At 39.0% G+C, this 12,387-nt stretch carries 10 protein-coding genes; all 10 read right to left on the bottom strand.

Annotation, left to right across the window (positions count from 1 at the left end; all coding sequences use genetic code 11):
* Position 1: 1 nt before the first annotated feature.
* Positions 2–592 (bottom strand): acetolactate synthase small subunit, encoded by a 591-nt coding sequence (gene ilvN / locus BUA76_RS09895; RefSeq protein ID WP_072884645.1) that lies wholly within the window; start codon positions 590–592, stop codon positions 2–4.
* A 5-nt stretch (positions 593–597) separates the two neighbouring features.
* Entirely contained in the window at positions 598–2,337 is a 1,740-nt protein-coding gene (gene ilvB, locus BUA76_RS09890) for a biosynthetic-type acetolactate synthase large subunit (RefSeq protein WP_072884644.1), read from the bottom strand.
* A 20-nt stretch (positions 2,338–2,357) separates the two neighbouring features.
* Positions 2,358–4,043 (bottom strand): dihydroxy-acid dehydratase, encoded by a 1,686-nt coding sequence (gene ilvD / locus BUA76_RS09885; protein ID WP_072884643.1) that lies wholly within the window; start codon positions 4,041–4,043, stop codon positions 2,358–2,360.
* Complete coding sequence (locus BUA76_RS09880) at positions 4,036–4,938, bottom strand: branched-chain amino acid transaminase (RefSeq protein WP_072884642.1); 903 nt, start codon at positions 4,936–4,938, stop codon at positions 4,036–4,038. Before BUA76_RS09880 ends, ilvD begins: the two co-directional genes overlap by 8 nt.
* A gap of 465 nt (positions 4,939–5,403) precedes the next feature.
* The gene (locus tag BUA76_RS09875; protein WP_072884641.1) at positions 5,404–6,822 is read right to left on the bottom strand and encodes an MFS transporter; all 1,419 of its coding nucleotides are present in this window, start codon (positions 6,820–6,822) and stop codon (positions 5,404–5,406) included.
* Complete coding sequence (locus BUA76_RS09870) at positions 6,822–7,334, bottom strand: nuclear transport factor 2 family protein (protein ID WP_072884640.1); 513 nt, start codon at positions 7,332–7,334, stop codon at positions 6,822–6,824. Before BUA76_RS09870 ends, BUA76_RS09875 begins: the two co-directional genes overlap by 1 nt.
* Positions 7,335–7,432: 98 nt before the next feature.
* Positions 7,433–9,286: a glycoside hydrolase family 13 protein gene (locus BUA76_RS09865; protein ID WP_072884639.1), complete on the bottom strand. Its 1,854-nt coding sequence runs from the start codon at positions 9,284–9,286 to the stop codon at positions 7,433–7,435.
* 20 nt (positions 9,287–9,306) lie between these two features.
* Positions 9,307–9,660 carry a hypothetical protein gene (locus BUA76_RS09860; RefSeq protein WP_143149895.1) on the bottom strand — a complete coding sequence of 118 codons (354 nt, stop codon included), beginning with the start codon at positions 9,658–9,660 and terminating at the stop codon, positions 9,307–9,309.
* Positions 9,657–10,136 carry a DoxX family protein gene (locus BUA76_RS09855; protein WP_072884637.1) on the bottom strand — a complete coding sequence of 160 codons (480 nt, stop codon included), beginning with the start codon at positions 10,134–10,136 and terminating at the stop codon, positions 9,657–9,659. Before BUA76_RS09855 ends, BUA76_RS09860 begins: the two co-directional genes overlap by 4 nt.
* Positions 10,137–10,195: 59 nt before the next feature.
* Positions 10,196–12,352: a glycoside hydrolase family 97 protein gene (locus tag BUA76_RS09850; RefSeq protein ID WP_072884636.1), complete on the bottom strand. Its 2,157-nt coding sequence runs from the start codon at positions 12,350–12,352 to the stop codon at positions 10,196–10,198.
* Positions 12,353–12,387: the final 35 nt, after the last annotated feature.

Raw genomic sequence — 12,387 nt, 5'->3', positions numbered from 1 at the left:
TTTACATGGTAAAAACATCATCCCGTTTATCAAGATATTCATTCTCTACAATATGCGGAGACGGATCCCGGTTTTCAAACTGAAGGACTTTTTCGTGGATTCCCGCACTGTTTTTAATGATAGCGATTCTGGCGCCACGCACGAATTCTATGAGACCGTATTTGTTAAGTTCTTCGGTTAATCTGTCTATTTCTTCACGATGTCCTGCTGTTTCAAACACGATATAATCCTGACGGATTACTACGGTGGATGCGCCATACTGACGAAGCAGCCGTTCTACGTATACTTTTTCGGTTACCACATCTGCGGGTACTTTATAAAGTGCCTGTTCCTGCCATACAATTTCATCGTCTGTGTTGTAATAGGCTTTTAATACATCGATCTGCTTTTCCAGCTGCCGACAGAGTTTTCGCACTACTTCTTCGTTTTCATGGATAACAATGGTGAATCTGTGAATGCCTTCCACTTCTGAGGGTGAGGTATTCAGACTCTCGATATTGATTTTTCTCCGTGAGAAGATTCCTGATATTCTCCCGATTAATCCCACTGAATTTTCAGTGTATAATGTGATGGTAAATTCCTGTTTTTCCATTTTTTTTATTTAAGTCTGATCTCTGAAACTGAGCTTCCCTGCGCCACCATCGGAAAGACATTGTTTTCTTTTCCCACCATAACCTCAAGAAGGTATGCCCCATCATGACTAAGCATTTTTTCAAGAGCGGATTTTAAATCTTTTCTTTCGGATATTTTCTCACCATCAATGTAATAACCTTTGGCAACTGCCACAAAATCAGGGCTTGTGATATTTACGAAGGAGTAACGTCTGTCGTGGAATAATTGCTGCCATTGTCTCACCATTCCCAAAAACTCATTATTGAGGATGAGAATTTTAACTTTTGCCCCAAACTGCATAATGGTTCCCAACTCCTGAAGTGTCATCTGAAATCCTCCATCGCCAATAATGGCTACTACTGTTTTTTCGGGAGCGCCATACCATGCTCCGATAGCAGCCGGCAAACCAAATCCCATTGTTCCCAATCCTCCGGAAGTCACGCTGGATTTTGAATGATTATACCGGACATAGCGACAGGCAACCATCTGATGCTGCCCGACATCTGTCGTGATAATGGCTTCTCCCTTGGTAAGCTCATTTAATACTTTGATAACTTCCCCCATCGTTATAGCATCTGTGGTGGGATTAAGTTCATTATGGATGACTTCTTTTATTTCTTCTTTTTCCAGTTCGCGAAATTTTGCTACCCAATCTGAGTGATCGTTTTCTACGAGAAGCGCTGTAAGCAAAGGGAGCGTTTTTTTACAGTCTCCCCAAACAGGAACCGTTGTTTTTACATTTTTATCAATTTCTGCAGGATCAATATCGAGATGAATTACTTTTGCCTGTTTTGCATATTTATCGAGACGTCCGGTAACGCGGTCGTCAAACCGCATTCCTACAGCGATCAATACATCGCATTCATTCGTCATTACGTTGGGAGCATAATTGCCATGCATTCCCAACATTCCTACGTGTAATTTGTGATGGGTAGGCAGTGCACTCAGTCCCATTACGGTAGCCGCTGCCGGGAGATTGGCTTTCTCAATAAAAGATTTAAATTCTTCTTCTGCTTTTCCCAGAATCACACCCTGCCCGAAAAGAACAAATGGTTTTTTGGCGTTATTGATAAGTTCTGCTGCTTTTTCAATATATGCTATCCTGATCTCGGGTTCGGGACGATAACTTCGGATATGAGTGCATTTTTTATAGCCTGAATAATCGAATAACTGAAGTTGTGCATTTTTGGTAATATCAATTAAAACAGGACCGGGACGACCGGTGTTTGCAATATAAAATGCTTTGGCAATAGCTTCAGGAATTTCTTTAGCATCGGTAACCTGATAATTCCATTTGGTAACTGGTGTGGTAATATTAATCACATCGGTCTCCTGAAATGCATCTGTTCCCAACAACGAAGCGTAAACCTGCCCTGTAATGCAGACAACCGGGTTACTGTCGATCATGGCATCTGCCAGACCGGTCACCAGATTGGTGGCTCCGGGACCACTTGTCGCAAAAACAACCCCGGTTTTCCCTGAGACTCTTGCAAATCCCTGCGCAGCATGGATTGCGCCCTGTTCGTGACGAACCAGAATATGTTTTATTTTTTCGGAATAATCGTATAACGCATCATAAATGGGCATGATTGCTCCACCGGGATATCCGAAAACAGTATCTACATTTTCCTGCAATAAAGCTTCCAGAACTGTTTTGGAGCCTGATATTTCAATAGCTCCCGAACTTTTAGGGTCTTTATATTTATTTATTTCAAGTGTATTCATTATATTTCAGTTTAATTTGATTAGAGGTCAGTTACACAACCCTGCGAAGCATCTGCTACAGATTTGGCATATTTATAAAGAACACCGCTTTTCACTTTATATTCAGGCTGACGAAAACCGGCTTTTCTTTTTGCAATTTCTTCATCCGTGAGCAATGCATGGATGGTATTTTTTTCTGCATCCAGCTCGATAAGGTCTCCGTCCTGTATAAGACCAATCAGCCCTCCTTCAAATGCTTCGGGTGTGATATGCCCTACAACAAAGCCGTGGGTTCCTCCGGAGAATCTTCCGTCTGTTATCAGCGCCACATTTTTTCCTAAGCCGGAGCCCATCAAAGCAGAAGTTGGCTTCAGCATTTCCGGCATTCCGGGAGCGCCTTTCGGACCTTCGTTTTTAATAACAACGACATTTCCTTCTTTAATTTTTTTATCTTCAATTCCTTTGATGAATTCTTTTTCACCGTCAAATACAATGGCTGTTCCCCTGAAATAGCTTCCTTCTTTACCGGTGATCTTGGCTACGGAGCCTTTCTCGGCAAGATTTCCATATAATATTCTGATATGTCCTGTTTCTTTGATAGGATTTCTGATATCATGGATAATGTTCTGATCTCTTTCGATAATGGAAGTTACATGCTCCAGATTTTCAGCAATCGTTTTTCCGGTAACTGTAAGGCAGTCGCCGTGCAGTAATCCCAGATCCAGCAGATATTTCATTACAGCAGGCACTCCGCCTACTTTATGAAGGTCTTCCATTAAATACTTACCGCTGGGTTTGAGGTCTGCCAGAAACGGCGTTTCATCACTGATACGCTGAAAATCATCCAAAGTCAAATCATATCCTATTGATTTTGCAATGGCGATAAAATGCAGTACTGCATTGGTGCTTCCGCCTAAAATCATGATCAGTCTCAAAGCATTTTCAAAGGCTTTCGGTGTCATGATATCAGAAGGTTTGATGTCTTTTTCGAGAAGAATTCTGATGTAATGTCCCGCAAACCGGCATTCCTCTTTTTTCTCGCGACTGAGCGCAGGATAGGAAGAGGAATACGGAAGACTCATTCCCAAAGCTTCAATAGCAGAAGCCATAGTATTTGCGGTGTACATGCCGCCACAGGCTCCGGCACTCGGACAAGAGTTTTGAATAACTCCTTGAAAATCTTCTTCTGAAATTTTTCCGGCAATTTTATTTCCCAAAGCTTCAAAAGCAGAAACGATGTTCAGATCCTGCCCTTTGTAATGTCCGGGAGCAATACTTCCGCCATATACCATTATGGAAGGCCGGTTGAGCCTTGCCATGGCAATAAGGGAACCAGGCATATTTTTGTCGCATCCGGGAACGGTGATCAGCCCATCGTAATATTGTCCTGCACATACAGCTTCGATGGAATCCGCAATGATGTCTCGGCTTACCAGAGAATACCGCATTCCATCGGTACCGTTGGTCATACCGTCGCTGATTCCTATTGTGTGAAACATTAAGCCCACCAAGTCCTTTTCTTTAACTCCCTTTTTTACCATCTCAGCAAGGCTGTTAAGATGCATATTGCAGGTATTGCCATCGTAGCCCATACTTGCAATTCCGATCTGCGCTTTATCGAAATCTTCTTTTTGGAATCCAATTCCGTAAAACATTGCCTGAGTTGCAGGCTGAGTCGGGTCTTTTGTAAGGGTTTTGGAGTATTTGTTCAGTTCTGTATTACACATTTTGTAAGCTTGATTTCAGGTATGAATAATTTTCTTCCACTACCAAGTGACGGTAAGCCTGCTGAATTTTAGCTGATAAACTGTCTTCCCAATTCATTCTGAAAGGAATATCATTCAAAGATTCTACAGCGACAATTTCTGCTGCTGTTCCACAGAAAAATGCGGCATCTGCGCCCTGCATTTCCTGCGGTGTAAATAATTTTTCTTCGTATGAAATCCCTAACTGATTACATATTTCAAAAACTGTAGCTCTTGTAATACCGGGCAAGATGTTTCCTTTTTGAGGAGTATATAGTTTTCCGTCTTTTTCATAGAATACATTTGCGCCGGAGCTTTCTGCTACATTTCCATTTTCGTCCAGAACAAGTGCTTCATCAAATCCTTTATCTTTCGCTTCCTGACTTGCCAGAATAGAATTTACGTAATGTCCGCTCACTTTAGCTTCAATTTTAAATGCTTTCGGGTTGGGGCGCTGAAAGGAAGACGTCATAATTCTCAGCTTATTTGCCAGATAACCATTATCCCAGTTCCAAGCTTCAATAACAAGGTAGCTTTTCTGTCCTTTTGAAAGGGACATATTGGGGGAACAGATAACTAAGGGGCGGATATAAGCGTTACTTAAATTATTTATTTCCAACAATTTATAAGTAACATCAATCATTTCACGGGTTGAATAACTGAACGGTATATGCATGGCTTCCGCTGATTTTATCAATCTTTCATAATGTTCTTTGGCTTTAAAAATTTTGGTTCCATTGGCTGTTTTGTAGGATTTAATACCTTCAAAAACCGCATATCCGTAATGTAATGATTGACCGTACAAATCGGTCTTTGCTTCTTTTGCTTTCACATATTCTCCATCGTAGAAGAGAATAGTCTTGTCATTGTAATACATTCTATATCGTTTTTAATTTTACTTTGGCACATCTGTTAAGCAAAAAACCATCCTCGTAGATGAGAATGGTTTGGTATTGTTTCAATAAAATTATCACAAGCCATTACTCATCACCGGAATCCGATAATAATAAGAATGACAAGAATAATAATTGAGTTATACATGTGCTTGTATTTTAATGATGCAAATGTAATAAACTAATTTTTACATGTATTTAATTTTTCATAAAAATTCTTTTGAAATACTATTAAAAATAAAACTTTCTACGATATTCATTACCATAAAAACAACAAATAACCTACTGAATATCAAAACTTAAAATATGACAAAAATACGATGTCTAAAAATTCATCTACATTCCCGGACATGGCGCTTTATCTTAAATCCACCGACTCTTTTACAGTTTTGAATGATAAGTCCGTAAAATATTGACCAAATATCATTCAGGAAAAAAGTTCCTTTTTATCAGAAATGTACCTGCTGAATTTCTTCTTCAATTTCTTTTGGCGTTTCATCTTCGGATTTAACAAAAATCATTGTTAGAACAGCTCCCAATAACATACAGGCACCTCCAACTACAATATAATCGATGGCCATTTTACCAAAGACTCCACTTACGATAGGTCCTCCGAAAAGTCCGTTGATGATCTGTGGAATGACAATAAAGAAGTTGAAAATTCCCATATAAACTCCCATTTTCTTTTGCGGAATAGAATCGATCAGCATCGCATAAGGCATGGCTAAAATACTTGCCCAGGCAAATCCAAGTCCGACCATTGAAATCCACAAATAATGAATATCTTTAATAAAATACATTGCAATCAATCCCAGTCCACCACAAGTCAACGCTAATGCATGTGTTTGTTTTTTGCCTATAAATTTTGCAATCGGTGTTAAAGCAAACGCAAAGAAAATGGCGTAGAAATTATAACTTCCGAACAGGCTTCCCGTTAAGTCTCCGGCTCTATTAAATTCCGCAGAATGAGTATCATCAGGTGACAGTCCGAAATGATGCGTTGCTAAAGCACTTGTTGTAAAAACCCACATCGTAAACAGGGCAAACCAGGAAAAGAACTGTACAACTCCTAATTTTTTCATTTGAGAAGGTACATTTGCAAAATCTTTAAAGATATCAGAAAGTTTAGATTTTTCTTCAACAATTTCTTTTCCGCCTTCAAATGAGGCAAACTCTTCCGGTGAGTATTCTCTGGTGGTAATAATCGTATATAAAATCGATATGAGAAGAACTGCCGCACCGATATAGAAAGAATAAATGACGTTATCCGCTACAAATCCTTTCGGTGCTTCATTGGAAACGCCCAATTTCGTGAGCCAACCGGGAAGGTCTGAACCGATTACCGCTCCGATTCCAATGAGAATCGTCTGCACTGAAAATCCAATGGTTGCCTGATGTTTCGGCAACATATCTCCTACTAAGGCACGGAAAGGTTCCATAGCCACATTGATGGAAGCATCCATCATGGCAAGGAAAATTACGGCCATCAATAAAACATTTGCAGCCATCATCTGCGTTGCAGAAGCAGCATTCGGAAGCATTACCAATCCGATTGCACACAGAACTGCCCCCATTAAAAAATATGGTTTTCTTCTTCCGAGCGGGCTCCAGGTATTGTCTCCCATGTGGCCGATGATCGGCTGAACAATTAAACCGGTAACCGGAGCAACCAGCCAGAACCATGATAATTCATGAACATCTGCCCCGAAATTAGCCAAAATCCGGCTTGCGTTTCCGTTTTGCAGACCAAAAGCCATCTGAATTCCCAGGAATCCCATGCTCATATTGATAATCTGAAGCATTGACAACTCCGGCTTTTTCACTTTACCCCATTTATTTTTATCGGATTTCCCTATCATCTCTGCCATTATTGCTTCATTTTTTGAATTAATATATCTTCGATCGGCGCTTTAATTTCCACCACTTTATCTACTACCTCATTCGGAACCGTTACGGAAAGAACGTATTGTTTCACTTTCCACTGTCCGTTTATTTTTTCAACAACACCGGAGCCACGGCAGATTTTCATTTGCGTGTCCAGCAGCTCATCAAACCAAGCCAATTTCCCATCTTTACTAAAATAGATATTTCTTTTCAACGAAGTGAAATTCCAGGTTTTGTTTTTGTCGAAATAAGGCTTGGCCCAGCTCATAAAGGCTTTTTTGTCCCAAACTTCGGTGGCATCGGTCCCTATAAAGGTTGATTCTTCAGCAAAGTAGTTGAAATAAGTGTTAAAATCTGCCTTTGCTGCAGCGACATTGAATCCATCGAGCATCATTCCGATTTCTTTTTTCTCATCTTCAAATTTTTTTTGAGCAGAAATAGTTGTACAGCTGAATATAATTAGAAAAAGCGTGAAGAATATTGTTGTTTTTTTCATGTTTGATTGTTTTGAATAATCTTATTTAAACCTAACAGGTTTTAGAAACCTGTTAGGTTTGTTACTTATTTTTAGTATCAGGATCTCTATTTTTCCATTCAATTTAATTCAATAACCATTGACGATTTTGCTGGAATTTTAAAGTTTTCTTTTACTGAAAATTCTTTGCCGGAAATCACGTCTTTTCCTTTTGAAAAACCATTCAAAGATTCTGCGAAATGTTTAACATCAATTGCCTGCTCTGCTTCATTATTATTTAAAATAATCATTACGCTTTCATTATCGTTATACCTAAAATACACAAAAACATTATTCTGCGGAACGAAATTTTTGGTTCTTCCTGTGTGAATTACATCCTTGCCCTTTCTCCAGTTTAGCAGCTTCTGAGTAAACTGATAAAATTCTTTTTGTTCTGAAGTCTGTAACGAGGGATTAAAAGCGTTGATTTTATCTGATTTCCATCCGCCCGGAAAATCTCGCCGGATATCTGCGTCCCCGCCTTTGTTTTTGTCACCCCGCATCCCGACTTCCGAACCATAATAAAGCTGTGGAATTCCCCGAACTGTCGAGATTAAAGTCATTGCCAGTTTGTATTCTGCCGGACTTCCATTGAAAATTTCGTTAAATCTTTCTGTGTCATGATTTTCGAAAAAGACAAGGAGATTATTGATATTCGGATATAGAAAATCGCTTGTAAAAACATTATATAACTTTACCATTCCGCCATCCCAGCCTTCTTTCTCTTTTAATGCTTTCGGAAGGTCGGAATAAAGGGTGAAATCCATTACAGAAGGCAGATTTGAATTGTAATGTGCCGCTTCCCCTACTTTAGAATCTTTTTGCCACGCCGCAATATGCGCAGTGGAATACAGCCATGCTTCGCCAACGATATTGAAGTTGGGATATTCATCGGTAATCGCTTTTGCCCATTTTGCCATCGCTTCTTTGTCGTTGTAAGGATAGGTGTCTACACGAAAACCGCCTAATTCGGCATACTCTATCCACCAGACTGCATTTTGTATCAGATACTTTAAAACTAAAGGATTTTTTTGGTTAATATCCGGCATTGTGGTATCAAACCAACCATCCAAGGCCAGTTTTTTATCAATGTCGGCAGCGTTCGTGTCGAACTGAGTAGTGGTTTTGTAATTAGAGCGCTTAAAACCATTTTCCCCATCTTCGAACCAGTGAATCCAGTCTTTTGTTGGCAGATCTTTGATCATCCAATGTGAAACTCCCCAGTGATTGGTTACATAATCCATCACGAGCTTCATATTTCTCTGATTTAATTTTTGGGAAAGCTCTTTATACTCTTCGTTGGTTCCGTAACGTTCGTCTATTTTATATAAATCGGTCTGCGCATATCCGTGGTAAGAATATACTTTTTCATTGTCTTCATTCACAGGAGTAAGCCAAACCGCAGTTGCTCCAAGATTCTGAATATAGTCTAAATTATTGATGATCCCGCGTAAATCACCGCCGTGACGACCGTTAGGAAGATTCCTGTTTGCTTTTTCGATTAAATTCGGACTGGAATCGTTTTTTTCATCGCCGTTCGCAAAACGATCCGGCATAATAAGGTACATTACATCTTTTGACGTGTACGATTCTCTGTTGGCAGAATTTGGATTTCTCTGCTTTAATTCATAGGTATAAGAGCTGGTGATTTTTTTGCCTTTTCTAGTATTTATTTTAAATTTCGGAACATTAATTTCACTGATATTAACGGTTACAAAAACATAGTTTGGATTTTCAACTTTTTGAATATCCTTAATCTGAACTCCGTCTGAAAGTTCAATTTCGTTTTTGGCAATATCCTTTCCATAAACAAGAATCTGGAGTTCGGGGTTTTTCATTCCTTTCCACCAGAATGCAGGTTCTACTTTCTGAATCTGAGAAAAAAAATGTGTTGACGCAAAAAGCGCAATAATGTAGATAAGGTTTTGAGACATAATTTAATAATTTATATATTTTAAGGCTCATTAAACACCGCATTATAGTGTGTTACTCCTGAATTTTTGAATTCAACTCTTCTATTAGGCATGTTTTGGAGCTCATACTTTCCATTTACTGTAAACTTTACTTCAGTGAATTTATATCCGGTTATAAATGTAACTTTTGTCTGGTACAAATCGCTGTTATTGATCTTTTTAAGTTCAGTATCCTGATCCCAACTTAAAGGCTGGTCATTTCCTCTGATTCCAACGGATTTAATTTCTTCCTGTACAGGAACCTTTAGTGTATAAATTACAGTTTGCTTATAAGCTTTCTGAACGCAGCCCGTCAATATAAAACAACATGTTATTAAAAAAAGTAGTTTTTTCATCTTTTTGTTTTTTTAGCAATTACATCATCTAAACCAAATCTTCCTGAACCTAAAATAATGTAAAATAAATTCACCCACATAATGCCCATCGCAGGAAGCATATTCCACATACCCTGATTAAACTGCTGAAAGAATACAGCGACAAACATGGTTATAAAAATAAGTACAGCAAAAGGTCTTGTAAATAATCCTAACAATAAAAAAATTCCGCCAACTCCTTCACTGAAAGCACCCATCCAGGCAAAAAATGCCGGGAACATGTTGAAAATACCTCCATATTCAGCAACGTCATTCGGAAACCAATAAGCAACTTCAAAAAATTTTAAATTGTTATCTTCAGGAGACCAGGGTAAGCCAAATTTTGCTGCTCCGAAGTCAACCGTAAGTAAATATCCGCACACTATTCTAGGAATAGCCAACAGCAGATCCTGCCACCAAAATGGCATCTGAATGGGTTTAAAGATTTTTTCTATCATAAGATTGTGTGAAAAAACCTTACAGCATATTATCTGTAAGGTTTATTATTGTTAAATATTTATTGTACAGGCTTTACTGAGATCGCAAAACCACCGCTTCTTACCATTTTAAGGTTAATTTTAGATTTGCTGGTAATCTGTTTTTTGTAGATATTGTAGCTCTGCGGATTGTTGATATAATCTGCATCTTTACCGTCTTCGTAGATCGTGGCTTCATATTTTTTACCTTTATCTAAAAATGAAAAATCCACAGTGTATTCACGTTTGTTTTCATCGGTAATTCCTCCCACAAACCAGTTCTCTGTACCTTTTGCTTTTCTTGCGGTAATGATATAATCTCCGGGCTCCGCAGATAAAATCTTCGTATCGTCCCAGTCTGCAGCCACATCTTTGATAAACTGGAAAGCATCCATGTGTCTTTGATAATTCTCCGGTAAATCTGCAGCCATCTGAAGCGGCATGTACATCACTACATACAATGCTAATTGCTTTGCAAGTGTTGTTTTGACAAAACGTTTATCTCCCGGAAAATAATAATCTAATTTCGTCTGGAAAATTCCAGGCGTGTAATCCATTGGTCCACCCATCCATCTCGTGAACGGAAGAATAGTCTGATGGTCCGGATTATTTCCTGCAAAAGCTTCAAATTCTGTTCCTCTTGCTGCTTCTGCGGAAATCCAGTTCGGATAGGTTCTGCTTTCTCCTCCGGGTCTTACCGATTCATGGGAATTGACCATAATTTTGTACTCATTAGCTTTCTCAGCAATTCGATAATAGTGGTTGATCGTCCATTGCGAATAGTGATGTTCTCCTCTTGGTATGATATCGCCTACATAACCGGTTTTCACCGCATCATAGCCGTAATCATTCATTAATTTGAACGCCTTGTCTGCCCATCTTTCGTAGTTTGTGGCCGAACCAGAAGTTTCATGGTGCATGATGAGCTTAATTCCTTTTGAATGCGCATATTCGTTCAGCATTTTGATATCAAAATCCGGGTAAGGCGTGATGAAATCGAAAACAAATTCTTTGGAATGTCCGAACCAATCTTCCCAACCTGCATTCCATCCTTCGATTAATAATCCTCCGAAGCCGTTAGCCGCAGCAAAATCAATGTATTCTTTGACTTTCGTATTATTGGCAGCATGTTTTCCATTTGGTGTTAATTTAGAAAAATCAGTTACTCCTATATGAACATTTTCAGCTGTAGAATAGGCCCACTGCGATTTTCCAATGATCATTTCCCACCATACGCCCATGTATTTTGTAGGGTGAATGTAGGAAGTATCGGTATATTTTGTAGGCTCATTCAGGTTGAACATCATTTTGGATGCTAATACTTCTTCAGCTTTAGGAGAAACGATAATTGTTCGCCATGGAGAAGCAGAAGAAGTCTGAATATATCCTTTTGCCCCCTGTCTGTCCGGAGTTAAGTGTGTTTTAAATTTAAAATTTACAGGATCCACTTCAAGGTGAGATGCAGGATAATTTAAAACAGCAGCCTCCCCAACATTGACATACAAAGGATCTTTACCTTCTTTTTTCAGCATTAATGGAGACTGAACGGCGTTAGGCACCATTTGCTGCGAGGCGTTGCTGTCGAATGAATTCGGCCATCTTGCCGGAATTTCGGATATTCTAGTGGTTTGCGGCTGGTATTCCTGAGAATCGTAATCGGCTGCAATCCACCATGCTTTCATATCGGTAGGAAAATCAATCTCTGAATCTTCCTCACGGATTACAAAATAATTAAGATTTTTCTGTTGTGGAAATTCATACCGGAATCCTAATCCATCATTGAACAGTCTGAATTTAACGACAATATTCCTGTCGGTTGCATCCTGATGAAGCGTTACCGCCAATTCATTATAATGGTTGATGTAACTTTTCTTTTCTCCTAAAACAGGCTGCCAGGTTTCATTTTTAGCGTCCCGTTTTTCTTCCGTTTTTGTGAATCCGTTGTTCAAATCAAATTTGGCATCTTCGGGTTTTGCAATCTCCGAAGCAAATTTGATGGCGGTATCTTTAAATAATCTAAGACCCAATTTAGAATCTTCCACCACTACATTGCCATTGTATTTCAGATTATAATATGGAATTCCCTGCTTCAGCTGGAAGTTCATTTCAAACTTCCCGTCCGGGGATTTTAAGGATTGGGCATTAATACCAACAAACATTGTCGAGAACAATAACGCTCCCACTGTAATTTTCTTCATAATGATTATTTATAAACTTTTAAAAATAAAGAAAG

The sequence above is a fragment of the Chryseobacterium takakiae genome (assembly GCF_900129385.1).
GTDB lineage: Bacteria > Bacteroidota > Bacteroidia > Flavobacteriales > Weeksellaceae > Chryseobacterium > Chryseobacterium takakiae.
Note: the sequence above shows the minus strand (reverse complement) of the source record. Positions and strands in the feature narration are given on the sequence as shown.

Coding starts and splice junctions, on each gene's coding strand:
- ilvN (WP_072884645.1), bottom strand. CDS start 592: ATGGAAAAACAGGAATTTACCATCACATTATACACTGAAAATTCAGTG.
- ilvB (WP_072884644.1), bottom strand. CDS start 2,337: ATGAATACACTTGAAATAAATAAATATAAAGACCCTAAAAGTTCGGGA.
- ilvD (WP_072884643.1), bottom strand. CDS start 4,043: ATGTGTAATACAGAACTGAACAAATACTCCAAAACCCTTACAAAAGAC.
- BUA76_RS09880 (WP_072884642.1), bottom strand. CDS start 4,938: ATGTATTACAATGACAAGACTATTCTCTTCTACGATGGAGAATATGTG.
- BUA76_RS09875 (WP_072884641.1), bottom strand. CDS start 6,822: ATGGCAGAGATGATAGGGAAATCCGATAAAAATAAATGGGGTAAAGTG.
- BUA76_RS09870 (WP_072884640.1), bottom strand. CDS start 7,334: ATGAAAAAAACAACAATATTCTTCACGCTTTTTCTAATTATATTCAGC.
- BUA76_RS09865 (WP_072884639.1), bottom strand. CDS start 9,286: ATGTCTCAAAACCTTATCTACATTATTGCGCTTTTTGCGTCAACACAT.
- BUA76_RS09860 (WP_143149895.1), bottom strand. CDS start 9,660: ATGAAAAAACTACTTTTTTTAATAACATGTTGTTTTATATTGACGGGC.
- BUA76_RS09855 (WP_072884637.1), bottom strand. CDS start 10,136: ATGATAGAAAAAATCTTTAAACCCATTCAGATGCCATTTTGGTGGCAG.
- BUA76_RS09850 (WP_072884636.1), bottom strand. CDS start 12,352: ATGAAGAAAATTACAGTGGGAGCGTTATTGTTCTCGACAATGTTTGTT.